We start from the raw sequence: 17,711 nt of genomic DNA, 5'->3' as shown, positions 1-17,711 counted from the left end.
CGCGCTCACCGTGCTCCCCTGGCGGGCGCGTGTGGTGGCCGCTGGCCCGGGGTTCGCATCACCCGCGCCCGGGAGGTGCACCGTGGAGCGCGTCCAGCCCATGACGGGCCATCGAGAGGTCGAAGCATCCGGAGAGGCCGCGTGCGTGGTTTGCGAGGCCACCCTGGAGGCCTCCCGGTGCGGCCACTGCGGCGCGGCCGTGGCTCCGGGTGGCTACCTCGTCCGGCGGGTCATCTCCCAGTCGGTCCATGGGCGTGTGTACCTCGCGGAGGACCCCGAGGGCCGGCGCGTGGCGCTCAAGGAGCTGCTCTTCGCGCTGGTGCCCGGCACCGAGCAGCTCGACGCCTTCGAGCGCGAGGCGGCGGTGCTCCGCTCGCTGAGCCACCCGGACATCCCCCGTTTCCTCGCGAGCTTCCGGGAGGGCAGCGGGGTGGGCACCCGGCTCTACCTCGCCCAGGAGTTCCTGGAGGGCGAGTCCCTCCTGCAGCGCATTGAGCGGCGGCGCCTGGACGAGGACGAGGCGTGGACGCTCGCGGGGCAGGTGCTGGGGACGCTCCAGGCGCTTCATCAGCGCACTCCCGCGCTCATCCACCGGGACGTGAAGCCCGCCAACCTCATCCTCCGCCCCGATGGGCGCACGGCGCTGGTGGACTTCGGCGCCGCCCGCCACCTGGCCCGGGAGGTGACGCACGGCTCCACGCTGGTGGGGACGTTCGGGTACATGCCGCCGGAGCAGCTCGGCGGGACGGTGGAACCGTCGAGCGACCTGTACGCGCTGGGCGCCACGCTGGTCCATGCGCTCAGCGGGCGCGCGCCGGCGGACCTGCTGGATGACGGGCTGGCGCTCGCCTTCGAGAAGCATGTCCAGGCGTCCGAGACGCTCCGGACCTTCTTGCGCCGCCTCCTGGCGCCGAAGCGCTCGGCTCGGTTCGGCTCCGCGGTCGAGGCGCTCGCCGCCCTGCGGACCGCCCGGGACGTTGCGCCGGGGCCGGACCGGGCCCTGGGGGCGCCCTCGGCGGGACGGAACGCCCATTCCGGGCGACAGGTGGGCGCGGCCCCAGGGAGGACTCCTGCGGAATGGAGCGTCCATTCCGGGCGACCGGCGGGCGCGGCCCCAGGGAGGACTCCTGCGGAATGGAGCGTCCATTCCGGGCGACCGGTGGATGGGGTCTCGGAGGAGCCGTTCGTGGAATGGAACGTCCATTCCGGGCGACTGGCGGACCGGGCCCCGGGGGCACCTTCCGTGGAATGGAACGTCCGTTCCGGGCGGCTGGTGGACCGGGCTCCAGGGGCACCTTCCGTGGAACGGAACGTTCATTCCGGGCGGCTGGTGGACCCGGCCTCGGGGACTCCCTCCGTGGAATGGAACGTCCGTTCCGGGACCCGACGCGCCCAGGCCGCTGCAGCCGGGGAAGGGCAGGGGCCCGCGGAAGGAACCGCCCTGGCGGCGGCTGTCGCGGAGGAGCGGGGGCACATGGAGGCCACTGCCCAGGATGCAGTGGTCGCGGTGGGGGCGGGCCCCGTGGAGGAAGCCACCGTCCAGGCAGCCCGGAGCGCTTCGTTACTCTCGCGACGTCGAGCGTTCCGCTGGGTGCTCGTGGGCGCGTCCGTGGGCGCGCTGCTCGTGGGCGCGCTGCTGGTGAGTGGGCTCCTGGCGCCGCGCTCCTCGGTGGTCGTGGTGAACGACCCGCCCGATTGGAGCGCTCCTCCCCAGGTGCTTCCGTCCCCCGCTCCGCCGTCTCGCCACACCCCTCCCTCGGGGACCGGGACGCACCGGCACTTCCGCACCCCGTGGCCGGGCGAGTCGGGCGCTTCCGGTTCCCGCTGACGCCCGCGAGCAAGCGGCCGGGCAGCCACGGAGCTCCCGGCATCGTGGCTCCGCGCGCACAGGCCCGTGGTCCGCCGCCCACGGCCCTCGGATTGCGGCCCCTGTCGTGGTTTCATCCCTGATGGTTGGCCCCGGGCTTGCTCCTGCCGGACAGGCCCTTCGCGCCGCACCCCACCCCATGTCCTCAAACGAATCGGAACCCACTCCGCCCCGGCCGCGGCTTCTCACCCGCGTCTTCGGAGAGCTTCGCTGGAACCCACCGCCCTGGGCCGCCACGCTGGGACGCGCCACCTCCCGCGTGGCCCGCCGCGCCGCGGATTGGGTCCGCCAGCACCCCAAGCGCCTGGCGCTCTTCGCCGGCGCCCTGGTGCTGCTCGTCGTCGCCGCGGATGCTGGCTACCGCTGGTACGAGAGCCGGCCCAAGCCGGTGACCTACGTGTTCGAGGCCACCAGCCCCATGCTGACGCGCCTTGAGGACGTGCCGCAGCCGGGCCCGGTGTACCTCCGGTTCGATGGCTCCGTCGCGCGGCTGGAGGCCATTGGCAAGCCCGTCGCGGCCGGTATCACCCTGACGCCCGCCATCCCCGGTGAGTGGCGCTGGACCGATGACCGGACGCTCACCTTCGCTCCGGCCGAGGACTGGGGCGTGGGGCAGGAGTACAAGGTCGTCCTGGACCGCTCGCTGTTCCCGGACCACATCCTGCTCAAGGAGTACGAGACGCGCTTCCGCTCCGCCGCGTTCTCCGCGTCCATCACCGACATGCAGTTCTACGAGGACCCGCGCAATCCGAAGGAGAAGCGCGTGGTGGCGACGCTGTCCTTCAGCCATCCAGTGGACCCGGCCACGCTCGTGCGCAACCTCTCGCTGTACCTGGGCGAGGAGAAGCGGGGCCTGCTCGGCACGAGCACCGAGGGCACGCCGTTCAACGTCACCTACGACAAGCTGAAGGGGCAGGCCTACATCCAGTCCGACCTCATCCCCATTCCGGACCGCACCCAGCGCATGACGCTGGCGGTGTCGCCCGGTGTCCGCGCGGCGCGCGGTGGGGAGGGCACCCAGGAGAAGCTGTCGCGCCAGGTCGACATCCCCGGCATGTACTCGTACTTCCACACGGGAGGCGTGGAGGTGTCGCTCGTGCGGAACGACCGCTACGAGCCGGAGCAGGTGCTGGTGCTCAACTTCTCCACGGGCGTCACCGAGGCGGAACTGCGCAAGAACCTCCAGGTCTGGCTGCTGCCCAGGGACAGGGCGGCGCGGAACGGCGCGCCCGCGGAGCCCGACTTCCACTGGAGCAACCTGGGCGTGCAGTCCATCGGCGAGGACCTGCTGGCCACCTCGTCGAAGCTGAAGCTGGACGCCGTGCCGACGGACCGGGAGCACGCCACGCTGCACAGCTTCCGCATCCAGGCGGACGTGGGGCGCTTCCTCTACCTGCGGGTCAAGAAGGGCACGAAGTCCGCCGGTGGCTACGTGCTGGCGGAGGAGTACAACACCGTCATCCAGGTGCCTCCCTTCCCGGAGGAGGTGAGCATCCTCCACGAGGGCGCGCTGCTCAGCCTGGCGGGCGAGAAGAAGGTCACCGTCCTGTCTCGCGACGTGAAGGCGCTGCACTTCTCGCTGAGCCGCGTGCTGCCGGACCAGCTCAACCACCTGGTGACGCAGACGGAGGGCCGCTTCACCCACCCCGAGTTCAGCTCGTACCAGTTCAACGAGGAGAACATCTCCGAGAGCTTCTTCGAGGTGCGCCCGCTGGAGGGCGCCGGGCGCGGCAAGGCGCAGTACGCCGCCTTCGACCTGACGCCCTACCTCACGCCGGAGAACGCTCCGTCCTCGCGGCGCGGCCTGTTCTTCTTCAAGGTGCAGAGCTGGGACCCGGTCCACAAGCAACCCACGGGCAGGGAGGACGCCCGGCTGCTGCTGGTGACGGACCTGGGCCTCGTCGTGAAGGACAACGCGGACGGCTCGCATGACGTGTTCGTGCAGAGCCTCGGCGCCGGCCAGCCCGCGGAAGGCGTGACGGTGAGCGTGCTGGGGAAGAACGGCGTGCCGGTGGTGAGCGCCACCACGGACGCGGACGGCCACGTCGCCTTCCCGAAGCTGACGGACTTCGTCCGCGAGCGGACGCCCATCGTCTACCTGGCGCGCAAGGGCGAGGACTTCGCCTTCATCCCCGTCAACCGGTACGACCGGCAGCTCAACTTCAGCCGCTTCGACGTGGGCGGCGTGGAGAGCGGCTCCACGCCGGACCGGCTCTCCGCCTTCCTCTTCTCCGACCGCGGCCTCTACCGCCCGGGGGACACCTTCCACGTGGGAATGGTGGTGAAGGCGTCCGACTGGAGCCGCCCGCCCACCGGCGTGCCCCTGGAGGCGGCCGTCATCGACCCGCGCGGCCTGGAGGTGCACAAGAAGAAGATTTCCCTCTCCGCCGTCGGGCTGGAGGGCCTCCAGTACACGACGGAGGAGACGTCTCCCACGGGCAACTACCAGGTCCACCTGTACGTGGTGAAGGACGGCCACCGGAGCAGCCTGCTGGGCTCCACCACCGTGCGCGTGGAGGAGTTCCTGCCGGACCGGATGCGCATCACCACCCGCTTCAACGCCGAGCCTGGCGAGGGCTGGGTGTCCCCGGCGGGCCTCAAGGGCCAGGTGACGCTGAAGAACCTCTTCGGCATTCCCGCCGCGGACCGGCGCGTGTCCGCCGAGGTGTCCCTCAGCCCCGCGTACCCTCGCTTCGGCAAGCACCCCGGCTACATCTTCCATGACCCCCTGCGGGCCCCGCGCAGCTTCACCGAGCGCCTGGAGGAAACCACCACCAACGAGAACGGCGAGGTGGAGGTGGAGCTGGGGTTGGAGAAGTTCGAGAAGGCGACCTGGCGCGTGTCCTTCCTCGCGGAGGGCTACGAGGCGGAAGGCGGCCGGGGCGTCTCCTCCGAGGCGTCCCTGCTGGTGTCGCCGCTGCCGTACCTCGTGGGCTTCAAGCCGGACGGCGGCCTGTACTACCTGAGCCAGGGCTCCGCCCGCTCGGTGGACTTCATCGCCGTGGACCCGAAGCTGAAGAAGGTGGCGGTGCAGGGCCTGAAGGCGGAGCTGGTGGAGCGGCGCTGGGTGTCCGTGCTCACGCAGCAGTCCAACGGCACGTACCGCTACCAGTCCATCCGCCGCGACACCGTGCTGCGCACCCGGGACTTGCCCCTGGGCGAGGGCGGCTTCAAGTACGCGCTGTCCACCGAGCAGCCCGGTGACTTCGTGGTGGTGGTGAAGGACGCGGAGGGCACGGAACTCAGCCGCGTGGAGTACTCCGTGGCGGGCCACGCCAACCTCACGCGCGCGCTGGAGAAGAACGCGGAGCTGGAGGTGAAGCTCGCGCGGGCGGACTACGCGCCGGGCGACGACATCGAGCTGAGCATCAAGGCGCCGTACACCGGCGCGGGGCTCATCACCATCGAGCGGGACCGCGTCTACGCGTGGAAGTGGTTCAAGACGGACGCCACCAGCTCCGTGCAGACCCTCCGCCTGCCTCCGGGGCTGGAGGGCAACGGCTACGTCAACGTGACGTTCGTCCGCGCCATGGACTCGCAGGAAATCTTCATGAGCCCGCTGAGCTACGGCGTGGTGCCGTTCTCCGTGAGCCGGGACAGCCGCGCGCTGCAGGTGACGCTCACCAGCGCGGAGAAGGCCCGCCCCGGCGAGCCGTACCGCATCCGCTACCGCGGCAACCGCGCGGGCAGGGTGATGGTGTTCGCGGTGGACGAGGGCATCCTCCAGGTGGCCGGCTACCGCACGCCGGACCCGCTGGCGCACTTCTTCAAGAAGCGCGCGCTGGAGGTGCGCACCGGGCAGATTCTGGACCTGCTGCTGCCGGAGTTCTCCGTCTCCAAGGCGGTGTCCGCCATGGGCGGCGACGACGAGGGCGCGGCCGCCATCGGCAAGAATCTGAATCCCTTCAAGCGCAAGCGGGACAATCCGGTGGCGTACTGGTCCGGCATCGTCGACATCGACGAGAAGGAGAGGGAGCTCGTCTACCACGTGCCCGACTCCTTCAACGGCGAGCTGCGGGTGATGGCGGTCGCCGTGGGCACGGAGTCGGTGGGCGCCGCGAGCCGGTCCGCCGTCATCCGCGGCCCCTTCGTGATGACGCCGAGCGTGCCCACCTTCGTCGCGCCGGGGGACGAGTTCAACGTGGGCGTGGCGGTGGCCAACAGCCTGGACGGCTCCGGCAAGGGCGCGGAGGTGGTGCTGGAGCTGAAGACGTCCGAGCACCTGGAGGTGCTGGACGAGGTGAAGCGGCCGCTCAAGATTGACGAGGGCCGTGAGGCGAGCACCACCTACCGCGTGCGGGCGAAGACGGTGCTCGGCTCGGGGACGCTGGCCTTCACGGCGTCCCTGGGCAAGGAGCGCGTGAAGCAGTCGGTGGACCTCAGCGTGCGTCCGCCGGTGCCCTTCCTCACCTCCGTCGCGGGGGGCCACCTCAAGGACGGCAAGGCGGACCTCGCCGTGTCCCGGAAGATGTACGGGGCATACCGGACGCTGGAGGTGAGCGCGTCGCCGCTGCCGCTGGGCCTGGCGCGCGGCCTGTCCACGTACCTGGAGAAGTACCCCTACGGGTGCACGGAGCAGCTCGTCAGCCGTGCCTTCCCGGCGGTGGTGCTGAAGGGCCGGAAGGAGCTGCTGGGCCAGGGGCCGCAGGTGGCCGAGGAGTCCTTCGCCACCGCCCTCCAGACGCTGCGCACCCGGCAGAACGAGGAGGGCGCCTTCGGGTTGTGGGCGGCCAACTCGTACGCGCCCACGCTGCCGAGCATCTACGCGCTGCACTTCCTCACCGAGGCGAAGGAGCGCGGCTTCGTGGTGCCCCAGGACTTGCTGAACCGGGGCCTCACCTGGCTGGGCGTGCTGGCGGTCAACACGCCCTCCAACCTCACCCAGGCGCGCAACATCGCCTATGCGCAGTACGTGCTCACCCGCAACGGCAAGGTGTCCAGCAAGGCGGTGGCGTCGCTGCGGCTGTGGCTGGACACGAATGCGAAGGAGCAGTGGCCCGGGGATTTGACGGCCGCGTACCTCGCGTCCACGTACAAGCTGCTCAAGCAGGACAAGGAGGCGGAGGCCGCGCTGAAGGGCGTGCGCCTGGGCGCCCCGCAGCAGATGGACTACGCGGCGCTGTATGACGGGCTGGTCTACGACTCGCAGGTGCTCTTCCTGCTGTCGCGCCACTTCCCGGAGCGGCTCGAGGCCGTCACGGGCGACATGCTGGTGGCCATGGCCCGGCCCATCACCGAGGAGCGCTTCAACACGCTGTCCTCCGCCTACGCCATCCTCGGCCTGGACGCGTATGCCCAGGCGCTGGGCGCGCAGGGGATGCCGTCGCGCGGCGGCGCCGCCGTCCTGGAGAAGGTGGCCGACAAGCTCCGCCCGCTCACCCTGCCCGAGGGGCTCTTCCCCCGGGTGGCCTTCTCGGAGGAGGCCACCGCCGTCCGCGTGGAGGGCTCCACGGAGGCTCCGCTCTTCTTCCAGGTGACGCAGGCGGGCTACGACCTGGAGCTGCCCACGCAGCCCATCCTCCAGAAGCTGGAGGTGCAGCGCGAGCTGCGGGGGCTGGACGGCAAGGTCGTGACGGAGGTGCCGCTCGGTGGCGAGGTGGAGGTCCACCTCAAGCTGCGCTCGCTCGGAGACACCGTCTCGCACGTCGCCATCACCGACCTGCTGCCCGGCGGCTTCGAGGTGGTGATGGAGAAGCCCCAGGACGAAGGAGAAGGAGAAGGAGCAGGAGAAGGCGCGGAGGAGGGTGAGGGGGAGGAGGAGGAGCACTACTACCAGGAGCCCGAGCCCGTCGCGGGCGGCTGGGTGTCCCCGGTGGGCGCGGACCGCTCCTCGTTCTCGCCCGAGTACGTGGACATCCGCGAGGACCGGGTGGTGCTCTACGGCCGGGTGGGCTCCAGCGTCACCGAGTACATCTACCGCATCAAGGCCACCAACACCGGCCGCTTCGTGATGCCGCCGGCCTTCGCCGAGGGCATGTACGACCGCGGCGTGCGGGCGCGCTCGGTCGGCTCGAAGGTGGCGGTGCTCGCGCCGTGAGCCGGAAGGTGTTGCGCCGGGGGCTGTGGGCGGTGCTGGGGCTCGTGGTGCTGTACGCCGCGGTGCCCCGGCCGCCGCTGCGCGAGGGGCTGGGCTTCTCGCAGGCGGTGTTCGACCGCGAGGGCCGGCTCCTGCGGCTCACCCTGTCGCCGGACGAGAAGTACCGGCTCTGGGTGCCGCTGGAGCGCATCCCCCCGGCGCTCGTGGAGGCCACGCTGCTCCACGAGGACCAGCACTTCCGCCAGCACTTCGGCGTCAACCCCGTGGCGCTGGGCCGCGCCGTGTGGAGCACCTACCTCACGGGCGGGCGCCGCATGGGCGGCTCCACGCTCACCATGCAGCTCGCGCGCATCCGCTATGGCATCGAATCCCGCACTCCGCTGGGGAAGCTCCGGCAGATGCTGCGGGCGCTCCAGCTCGAGTGCACGTACGCCAAGGACGAAATCCTGGAGGCGTATCTCAACCTCGCGCCGTATGGCCGCAACGTGGAGGGCGTGGGCGCGGCCAGCCTCGTCTACTTCTCCCGGGGCGTGGAGCACCTCACCCTGGCCGAGGCGCTCACCCTGGCCGTCGTCCCGCAGAGCCCCGCGCGCAGGGACCCGGGCCGTGACGCGGGGGCCCTGACGGCGGCGAGGCTGCGCCTCTTCGACCGCTGGGTGGCGCTCCATCCGGAAGACGCCGAGCGCCGCTCCGTGCTGGCCCAGCCGCTTCCGGTGCGCGCGCCGGAGGACCTGCCCTTCCTCGCGCCGCACTTCGTGGGCCGCGCGCTGCGGGCGAGCCCGGCGGGCTCCAGCGTGAGGAGCACGCTGGACCTGTCCATGCAGAAGCTGCTGGAGCGGCACCTCCGGCAGTACGTGGAGCGGCGGCGCGAGGTGGGCATCCACAACGCGGCGGCCATGCTGGTGGACTGGCGCTCGCTGGAGGTGCGCGCGGCGGTGGGCTCGGCGGACTTCTTCGACGTGGCCATCGACGGGCAGGTGGACGGCACGCAGGCGAAGCGCTCTCCCGGGTCGGCGCTCAAGCCGTTCATCTACGGGCTCGGCTTCGACGAGGGGCTGCTCCACCCGCGCACCATGGTGAAGGACGCGTCCACCGGCTTCCGCGGGTATGACCCGGAGAACTTCGACGGTGAGTTCGTGGGGCCGCTGGCGGCGGAGGATGCGCTGGTGCGCAGCCGCAACATCCCCGCCGTGGCGCTGGCGAAGCAGCTCCGCGCGCCCGGGCTGTACGGCTTCCTCAAGCAGGCGGGCATCACCGGGCTGCGGAGCGAGGAGCACTACGGCCTGTCCCTGGCGTTGGGCTCCGCCGGAGTCTCCATGGTGGAGCTGGTGGAGCTGTACGCCATGCTGGCCAACGGCGGGGTGCTCCGGCCGCTGCGCCTGGGGACGGACGCGCCGCGCGACGAGGGCGTGCGCCTCTTGAGCGCCGAGGCCAGCTTCATGGTGCTGGAGGCGCTGGAGAAGGGGCCCCGGCCCTCGCAGTCCTTCCGGCCGGAGTGGACGCGGGACACGGTGCCGGTGGCGTGGAAGACGGGCACCTCCACGGGCTTCCGGGACGCGTGGAGCGTGGGCGTGGTGGGGCCGTACGTGGTGGCCGTGTGGGTGGGCAACTTCGACGGGCAGCCCAACCCGGCCTTCGTCGGGCAGACGGCCGCCGCGCCGCTGATGTTCGAGCTGGTGGACTCGGTGCGCTCGCGAGATGCCGACGTGCGCACCGTGCGCAGGGCCCCGCCGCCCGGACTCAGCCGCGTCCACGTGTGCGCGCTGTCCGGAGGACTTCCCGGGCCGCACTGCCACCGGAAGGCGAGCACGTGGTTCATCCCGGGGACCTCGCCCATCCGCGCGTGTGACGTGCACCGCGAGGTCCTGGTGGACACGCGCACGGGGCTGCGGGCCTGCGTGCCAGGGCCCTTCACCCGCGCGGAGGTGTTCGAGTTCTGGCCGTCGGACCTGCTGCGCCTGTTCCAGAAGGCGGGCCTGCCGCGGCGCGTGCCGCCGCGGGAGGACTCGAGCTGTGATTTGGAGCAGGGCGCGAGCGAGGGCATTCCTCCTCAAATCACGACGCCGGAGGAGGGCGTGGACTACAACCTGCGGGTTTCCTCCTCCGCGCCCCAGACGGTGCCGCTGGCGGTGGTGACGGACGCGGACGTGCGCCGCGTGTTCTGGTTCGTGGACGAGCAGCTCGTGGGCACCGCGCCGCGCGGCGAGCCGCTGCACTGGGCGGCCCGGCCGGGGACGTACGTCGTGCGCGCGGTGGATGACCGCGGCCGCTCGGATGTGCGCACCCTGCGCGTGCGCCTGGTGCGCTGAGCCGCCGGGCGCTCACCCCCGCCGCTGGATGCGCGTGCGCGCAGGCGGGAGTGGTGGGTTCCCGACAGTGTGCCCGGAAGTCACCGCCTGGCCCGGGCCGGGTTATCCTGGCCTGACGAGGAGCGGCCATGGCGAACGGACAGAGACGGGGCGGCGGCCCGAGCCGGCACGAGGAGACGCGTGTCGCGCTGGAGGAGGACCCGGACGCGACGCGCGACATCCCGCTCCTCACCCGGCCCGAGGAGACGCGCATGGCCCCGCTGGAGACGGGCGCCAATGAGACGCGCATGGGGCCGGTGGAGGACCGGCCCGTCCGTGGCGGCAAGGCGCGCGGGGGCGCGGCACCGGGCCGGGGGGCTCGTGATGAGGAGCTGCCCCCGCTGGATGTTCCCACGGACATCCGGACCGAGAAGCCCCCGGTGGTGGCCCGTGGGGGCAAGGAGAAGGCGTCGGGCTGGCTCGCGAAGGGTGGCGGCGAGAAGCGCGCGAGCCCTCCGCCGGCGCAGGTGGGCGTGGTGCGGCTGAGTCCGCTGGAGCCCGCGAAGGGCAAGATGCCGGCGGAGGACGAGCCCCCCGCGCTGCGGACGATGTTCGCGAATCACTCCGCGCTGCTCGCGGAGCAGCTCCGGGGCGCGATGTCCTCCAAGATGTACGGCCGGGGACCGCACCGCGTGCTGCGCATCGACGAGCCGGAAGGGCCGAGCACCGCGGGAGGGAAGCTGGCCCGGCAGGCGATTTCGCTCGTGCCCCGGAAGGGCAACTCGCCGTCGCTGATTTGCGGCTGGGTGGACGTGTCGAAGCGCGAGGCGCAGCTCCGCAACTTCGAGGCGGTGGCGAAGCGCTACGAGTCCCACCACGGCGTGCCCCTGGAGATGCAGGCGGAGGAGTACGAGCGCTTCCTGCGGGACGTGGAGGAGGTGCTCGTCCAGGCCGTCATCAAGGTGCGCATCATCGTCCCGGAGGAAGGCGCGGGAGCGGTGCGCGTCGTGGCTCCCGTCACGGCACGACGGAAGGGTGTCCCGGTGCTGCTGGCGGTGAGCCTGACCGTGCTGGCGTTCTTCCTGGGCGTGTACGTGGGGCGGATGCCGGGCTGAGCCCCGGCCGGCGGACGCGCGCGGAAACCCGGGCCGCGCCCCGCGACGGAACCGTGTGCACGGGGGCGGCGGTTGATTGCGTCAGCCGTGTTTCACGGCGTGGGCTGGGCGACGCCCGGCGTGCCCTCGGCGGGCTGGCCCTCGGCGGCAGCGGCGGCGGCGGCGGCAGCCTCGGCGGCGGCCTTCTCCGCGGCGGCCTTCTCCGCGGCCACGCGCGCGGCCTCGGCCTCGGCGCGCTTCTTCGCCTCGGCCTCCGCCGCGACCTTCATGCTGGCCAGGCCCTTCTCGAAGTCCTTGCCGACCATCGCGTCCATGTCCATGAACAGGTCGAACGCCTTGCTCATGAAGTTGTTGGTGCCGCTCATGGCCCACGTCACCTCGGTGCCGCCCTCGACGGGCTTGAACGCGAAGGTGGTGGTGTTCGTGGACTCGAAGGGCTTGATGAACTCCAGCTTGATTCGGACGAGCTCGTTGACCTTGCTCTCCTCGATGGTCATCCGGCCCTCGCCCACGTCGTCGTTGCCGGCCCAGGCGTACACCGCGCCCGTGCCCGACTCCGCGCCGGAGTGCGTGGTCTTCTGATTCGGGTCCAGCTTGTCCCACGGCGACCACTCGTTCCACCGGTGGAAGTCGTTCACCAGCGCGAAGGCCACGTCCGGCGTCACCGGCAGGATGGCGGTGCGCTGCAGCTTGAAGTCAGCGGGACGGGTGGCGATGACGGCGACGAGCACCAGGATGGCGGCCGCGAGGCCGCCGAGGATCTTCTTGAGCATGGGGTGTGTCCTCTGGACAGGGGGCCCTGTGGGGGAGCGGGCCCGGGCGCGTCTTAGAGCGCTCGGGCAACCCGACGCAAGGCGCACCCCGGCACCGGCGGGACTCTCCACGTCGGGTCCTCCCTGCCGGCGGCCACGTTGCACGTCAAAGGACCGCGGGCCGGATGCGCCCCGTCAGCACTCCGGCAGGCCGACGCTCAGGTTGGCCACTTCCAGCACGTTGACGGCGAGCCCGCCGCGCGCGGTCTCCTTGTACTTGTCCTTCATGTCGCGGCCGGTGTCGCGCATGGTCTTGATGACCTTGTCCAGGCTGACGAAGTGGCGACCGTCTCCGGACAGCGCCATGCGCGCGGCGTTGATGGCCTTCACGGACGCCATGGCATTGCGCTCGATGCAGGGCACCTGCACGAGCCCGCCAATGGGGTCACAGGTGAGCCCCAGGTTGTGCTCCATGGCGATTTCCGCCGCGTTCTCCACCTGGAGCGGCGTGCCGCCCAGCACCTCGGTGAGCGCACCGGCCGCCATGGAGCATGCGCTGCCCACCTCGCCCTGGCAGCCCACCTCGGCGCCGCTGATGGACGCGTTCTCCTTGTAGAGCACGCCGATGGCGCCGGCCGTGAGGAGGAAGCGCACCACGCCGTCGTCGTTCGCCCCCGGCACGAAGCGCCAGTAGTAGTGCAGCACCGCGGGGATGATGCCCGCCGCGCCGTTGGTGGGCGCGGTGACGACGCGGCCACCCGCCGCGTTCTCCTCGTTGACGGCGAGCGCGTACAGGTTCACCCAGTCCAGCACCGTGAGCGGGTTGGTGAGCCCGGCCTCGGGACGGCTGAGCAGCCGCTGGTACAGGGCGGCGGCGCGCCGCTCCACCCTGAGGCCACCGGGGAGGATGCCTCCGCTGGTGCAGCCCCGGCGCACGCAGGACTGCATGACATCCCAGATGCGCAGCAGTCCGGTGCGAAGCTCCTCCTCGCTCCGCCACGCCTTCTCGTTCGCCAGCATGATGGAGCTGATGGACGCGCGCTGGCGGTCGCAGTGCTCCAGGAGCTCGGCGGCGGAGTGGAAGGGGAAGGGCAGCGGCGTGCCGTCCTGGCGCAGCGGGTCCTGCCCCTGCACCGCCGACTCGTCCACCACGAAGCCTCCGCCCACGGAGTAGTAGACGCGGGCGTCCAGCTCCGTGCCGTCCGCGTCGAAGGCGGAGAAGCGCATGCCGTTGGGGTGGTAGGGCAGCGCGCGGCGGCGGTGCATCACCAGGTGCTCGCCGTCGCGGAACGTCACCTCGCGCTGGCCCAGCACCGGCACGCGGCCCTCGGTGCGCCAGCGGGCAATCACCGCGGGAATGGACTCCACGTCCACGCCCTCGGGCGTCTCACCGCGCAGGCCGAGCAGCACCGCCTTGTCGCTGCCGTGGCCCTTGCCGGTGGCGCCCAGCGAGCCGAACAGCTCCACCTTCAGCTTGCAGAGCCGCTCCAGCTTGCCGGCCTCCGCCAGTCGAAGGACGAACGCGCGCGCGGCACGCATGGGCCCGACGGTGTGAGAGCTGGAGGGCCCGATGCCAATCTTGAAGAGGTCGAAGACGCTGACGGCCATGGGGGCGGAACATGCCACGTTCCGTATTCCCTCCCAGCGCCCGCGAGCGAAACGCGTGTCGCCGTCCGGACGGGCGCCGCTCATTGGAAGGCCAACGTCATCGCCGGGACGCGCTCGTGACGTAGACGCACTGCGTTGGCGCGGTTGCGTCATGTGGCCTGTGCTGACAGGCCGGGGCGCGGCGGCGCTCAGTCCGTTGCGCCAGAGGCCAGGAGGACCATCCGCCTGGGATTCAACTTGTCAGGCAGACTGACTTTGGGACTGACCGCGGGTTGGGATTCGGCGGGGAAGGGTGTTGATATGACATTCATCCGGGCCGATGCTGCGGCCCATGCTCGACATTTCACGAAAAGTGCTCACCCGCGTCCGGCGTGGCCTCTATGCGGCGTTGGCGGACATTCCCACGTCCGCGCACGGCGTCACCAACAGTGCCGTGCCCGCCCAGGCCTCCACGCCCCAGGCCTCCGAGCCCCAGAACGCGAAGGCCCTCTGGACCGAAGCCCTGCCCACCGAGATTGCCTTCTGGGACAACTGGTTCAAGACCCATGGAGGCGAGTGGCCCGAGGACTACAAGGTCCGCATGGACCCGGACACCCCGCTCCAGAGCTTCGTGGAGGCCTACCTCCCGCCTGGGGGAGAGGACATCATCGAGATTCTCGACGTGGGCGCCGGGCCGGTGACGAAGCTGGGCAAGCGCTCCGCCAACCGGAAGATTCGCATCACGGCGGTGGACCCGCTCGCGGATGCGTACGACCGCGTCATGGCGAAGTACGGAGTCACTCCTCCGGTCCGCACCACGTGGTGCCACGGTGAAATCCTGACGACGCGGTTCGCCCCGGAGACGTTCGACCTGGTGTGGGCCCAGAACTCGCTCGACCACAGCTATGAGCCGGTGCGCATCATCGAGCAGGCGCTGACGTTGACGAAGACGGGCGGCTACCTGGTGCTCGCGCACGCGCGGAACGAGGCCGTCAACGAGAACTACCAGGGCCTGCACCAGTGGAACTTCGACGGCGAGGACGGTGACTTCATCATCTGGAACCGCCAGAGCCGGGTGAACGTCTCGAAGCTGCTCCAGGCGCGAGCGGAGATTCGCGCCCGGGTGGATGCCACGTTCATTGAGGTCAGCTTCCGGAAGACGGTCCGCGGGTAGCCCCCGCGGGGAGAGAGGTGCTCAGCCGGCGGCGGGCCGCACGCCCACCACCGGCTCCGGCGCGGACGTCATGGCGTGGGGCCGGACGAAGAGCAGGCGCAGGCCGTTGGCGACGACGAGGAGCGTGCTGCCCTCGTGGAGCACCACGGCGTGGCTGATCTGCGTGAGGCCGAAGATGGCGGCGATGATGAGGATGCCGCTGATGCCCAGCGAGATGACCAGGTTCTGCTGCATCACCGCCGTGGCCTGGCGCGCCAGCCCCAGCGCGAAGGGCAGCCGGGACAGGTCGTCGCTCATCAGCACCACGTCCGCCGTCTCCAGCGCCGCGTCCGAGCCCGCCCCGCCCATGGCCACGCCCACCGCCGCCGCGGCGAGCGCGGGCGCGTCATTCACGCCGTCGCCCACCATGGCCACCGAGCCCTGACGGCCCAGCTCCCGCACCGCCGTCACCTTGTCGGCCGGCATCAGCGGCGCCCGCGCCTCGTCCAGGCCTACCTGCGCGGCGATGGACTTCGCCACCCGCGCGTTGTCGCCGGAGAGCATCACCGTGCGCCCGATGCCGGACTCCTTGAGTGTGTGCACCACGTGCCGCGCCCCCGGCCGCAGCGTGTCCGCCACGCCCAGCACCCCGAGGAAGCGCTCCGCCTTGCGCACCACCATCGTCGTCTGGCCCGCCTCCTCCAGCCTGTCCACCTGGGCGGCAATCTCCGCCGGCACCGCCTGCCCCTCGAAGAGGGCGAGGCTGCCCACGTCCACCCGCGCGTCACCCACCTTCGCGCGGATGCCCTTGCCGTGGATGGCCTCCAAATCGCTCCCCGCCGGGGCCTGGATGCCGGCCTCGGCCGCCGCCTCCACCACCGCCTTCGCCAGCGGGTGCGCGGAGAGGGACTCCACCGACGCGGCCGTGCCGAGCAGCTCCTCGCGCGATACGCCCTCCGCCGGAGCGGTGGCGAGCAGCTTCGGCCGGCCCACCGTCAGGGTGCCCGTCTTGTCGAAGGCGATGGCGTTCACCTTCGCCAGCAGCTCCAGGTAGATGCCGCCCTTCACCAGCACGCCGCCCCGCGCCGCCGCCGCCACGGCGGACAGCACCGCCGACGGCGTGGAGATGGCCAGCGCGCACGGCGAGGCCGCCACCAGCAGCGCCACCGCGCGGAGGATGGCTTCCTTCACCGGCGTGCCCAGCAGAATCAGCACCACCGGGAACACCACCGCGCCAATCATCACCAGCGGCGCCACGATGCGCTCCAGCCGCTGCGCGAAGCGCTGGTTGGGGCCCTTCTGCGCCTCCGCCTCCGCCACCATGTCCACCACGCGCGCCAGCACCGACTCCGAGGAGAGGCGGGTGACCTCCACCTCCAGCATGCCCTCGCAGTTGATGGTGCCGGAGAACACCTCGTCCCCCGGCTTCTTGGCGACGGGGATGGACTCGCCCGTAATCGCCGCCTGCTCCAGCGAGCTCTTTCCCTCTCGGATGATTCCGTCCAGCGCGACGCGGTCGCCGGGGCGCACGACGATGCGCTCGCCGCGCTGCACCTCGCCCACCGGCACCTCCACCACGTCACCCCCGCGGCGCACGCGCGCCACCTCGGGGCGGAGCGCGCCGAGCGACTCGATGGAGCGCCGCGCGCGGTCCATGGCCCGGTGCTCCAGCGCGTGGCCCGCGCCGAAGAGGAAGAGGAGGAAGGCGCCCTCGAACCAGGCGCCCAGCACCGCCGCGCCCAGGGCCGCCACCACCATCATCGTCTCGATGTCGATGCGCAGCTGGAAGAGCGACTTCACCGAGCCGCGGATGGCGAAGAAGCCGCCGGTCGCCATGGACAGCGCCCAGACGAGCGTGGGCACCAGCGGGGACACCTGGAAGTAGCGCTCCAGCAGCCAGCCCCCGAGGAGCAGCACGCCGGAGACCCCCACCAGCGGCATCTCCAACAGGGGCGCCAGGCCTCCCCCGTGCGCGTGGTGCGAGCAGGCGTGCCCGTGCGAGGGCACCTCCAGCGCGTATCCGAGCGCCTTCGCCTTCGCCTCCACGTCCTTCAACGTGACTTCCTCACTGTCGTACTCCACGACGAGGCGCTCGCTGGCGTACGCCACGCTCGCGGAGAGGACACCCTTCAGCTTCCCGAGTCCGGTCTCGATGGTGGAGGCCGCGTCCGCGGACTCCATGCCGCGCACGAACCACGTCTGGTGCTTGTAGCGCGCGGAGACTTCGGCCCCGGTGCGCTGCGCGGCGGTGAGGAGCTGCGTCGCGCTCACCAGCTCCGGCTTGTAGTGGATGCAGACCTCCGCGTAGCCCTGGTCTCTCCGGAGGTGGACGTCGGTGACGCCCCGGTGGGCCTCCAGCGCGGCCTCCAGCTTCTGGAAGCGGCCCACGTCGTCCGTCTCGCCCGGCAGCGCGCCCTCCAGGTCGAGCTGGAGCGCCGCGCCCCCGCCCTCCGCGGGCCGGTTCCCGGGAGGACGGATGCGCTTCGGCTTCGGGTGATGGTGACCATGGTCATGGCTGCACCCGGGGCCGTGCTCATGGTCGTGGTCATGGTCATGACCGTGGTCGTGGTTGCAGCCAGGGCCATGCACATGCTTCTCGCCGTGCGCGTGGTCATGACCGTGGTCGTGGTCATGGTCGTGGTTGCAGCCCGGACCGTGGACGTGCTTCTCCGCCTTCGCGGGGCCGATGATTTTCAGCTCCTTGAAGGACAGCTTCCCCACGGGCTTCACCGCCGCCAGGGAGGGGCCGTGGTCGTGCTTGCACCCCGGCCCGTGGACGTGAGGCTCGCCATGCCCGTGCGCATGAGCGGCGTCATGGTCATGCGCGTGGTCATGCTCGCAGCCCGGCCCATGGACATGGCCGGACTGCGCACCGCTCTTCTTCTGCTCGGACATGGCGTCGTGATTCCTGG

Annotated in this window: 8 protein-coding genes; 5 read left to right on the top strand and 3 right to left on the bottom strand. The window is 71.3% G+C overall.

Features of this window, described 5'->3' with window-relative positions:
• Window positions 1-100 precede the first annotated feature (100 nt).
• The 4 genes from K8638_RS18385 (at window position 101) to K8638_RS18370 (ending at window position 11,307) form a co-directional block, all read left to right on the top strand.
• Window positions 101-1,828 carry a serine/threonine-protein kinase gene (locus tag K8638_RS18385; RefSeq protein WP_223755845.1) on the top strand — a complete coding sequence of 576 codons (1,728 nt, stop codon included), beginning with the start codon at window positions 101-103 and terminating at the stop codon, window positions 1,826-1,828.
• A gap of 178 nt (window positions 1,829-2,006) precedes the next feature.
• On the top strand, window positions 2,007-7,904 hold the full coding sequence (locus tag K8638_RS18380) for an alpha-2-macroglobulin (RefSeq protein WP_223755844.1): 5,898 nt from the start codon (window positions 2,007-2,009) through the stop codon (window positions 7,902-7,904).
• Window positions 7,901-10,213, top strand: a complete 2,313-nt coding sequence (gene pbpC / locus K8638_RS18375) for a penicillin-binding protein 1C (RefSeq protein ID WP_223755843.1) — start codon at window positions 7,901-7,903, stop codon at window positions 10,211-10,213. The genes K8638_RS18380 and pbpC overlap by 4 nt, the downstream gene beginning before the upstream one ends.
• 128 nt (window positions 10,214-10,341) lie before the next feature.
• Entirely contained in the window at window positions 10,342-11,307 is a 966-nt protein-coding gene (locus tag K8638_RS18370; protein ID WP_223755842.1) for a hypothetical protein, read from the top strand.
• A gap of 92 nt (window positions 11,308-11,399) precedes the next feature.
• On the opposite strand, the gene K8638_RS18365 is transcribed toward K8638_RS18370, so the two are convergent.
• Window positions 11,400-12,080: an SRPBCC family protein gene (locus K8638_RS18365; protein WP_223755841.1), complete on the bottom strand. Its 681-nt coding sequence runs from the start codon at window positions 12,078-12,080 to the stop codon at window positions 11,400-11,402.
• 174 nt (window positions 12,081-12,254) lie between these two features.
• Window positions 12,255-13,667 (bottom strand): L-serine ammonia-lyase, encoded by a 1,413-nt coding sequence (locus K8638_RS18360; protein WP_223755923.1) that lies wholly within the window; start codon window positions 13,665-13,667, stop codon window positions 12,255-12,257.
• A gap of 331 nt (window positions 13,668-13,998) precedes the next feature.
• Between K8638_RS18360 and K8638_RS18355 the strand changes: the two genes are divergently transcribed.
• The gene (locus K8638_RS18355; protein WP_223755840.1) at window positions 13,999-14,820 is read left to right on the top strand and encodes a bifunctional 2-polyprenyl-6-hydroxyphenol methylase/3-demethylubiquinol 3-O-methyltransferase UbiG; all 822 of its coding nucleotides are present in this window, start codon (window positions 13,999-14,001) and stop codon (window positions 14,818-14,820) included.
• A gap of 21 nt (window positions 14,821-14,841) precedes the next feature.
• Here the strand turns inward: K8638_RS18355 and K8638_RS18350 are convergent, their stop codons facing one another.
• Window positions 14,842-17,694 carry a cation-translocating P-type ATPase gene (locus K8638_RS18350; RefSeq protein ID WP_223755839.1) on the bottom strand — a complete coding sequence of 951 codons (2,853 nt, stop codon included), beginning with the start codon at window positions 17,692-17,694 and terminating at the stop codon, window positions 14,842-14,844.
• Window positions 17,695-17,711: the final 17 nt, after the last annotated feature.

It is taken from the genome of Myxococcus sp. RHSTA-1-4 (assembly GCF_020037125.1).
GTDB lineage: Bacteria > Myxococcota > Myxococcia > Myxococcales > Myxococcaceae > Myxococcus.
Note: the sequence above shows the minus strand (reverse complement) of the source record. Positions and strands in the feature narration are given on the sequence as shown.

What these genes read in the sequence shown, in the direction of transcription:
- K8638_RS18370 (WP_223755842.1), top strand. Translation starts at nt 10,342, where the DNA reads ATGGCGAACGGACAGAGACGGGGCGGCGGCCCGAGCCGGCACGAGGAG.
- K8638_RS18355 (WP_223755840.1), top strand. Translation starts at nt 13,999, where the DNA reads ATGCTCGACATTTCACGAAAAGTGCTCACCCGCGTCCGGCGTGGCCTC.
- K8638_RS18385 (WP_223755845.1), top strand. Translation starts at nt 101, where the DNA reads ATGACGGGCCATCGAGAGGTCGAAGCATCCGGAGAGGCCGCGTGCGTG.
- K8638_RS18360 (WP_223755923.1), bottom strand. Translation starts at nt 13,667, where the DNA reads ATGGCCGTCAGCGTCTTCGACCTCTTCAAGATTGGCATCGGGCCCTCC.
- K8638_RS18380 (WP_223755844.1), top strand. Translation starts at nt 2,007, where the DNA reads ATGTCCTCAAACGAATCGGAACCCACTCCGCCCCGGCCGCGGCTTCTC.
- K8638_RS18365 (WP_223755841.1), bottom strand. Translation starts at nt 12,080, where the DNA reads ATGCTCAAGAAGATCCTCGGCGGCCTCGCGGCCGCCATCCTGGTGCTC.
- K8638_RS18350 (WP_223755839.1), bottom strand. Translation starts at nt 17,694, where the DNA reads ATGTCCGAGCAGAAGAAGAGCGGTGCGCAGTCCGGCCATGTCCATGGG.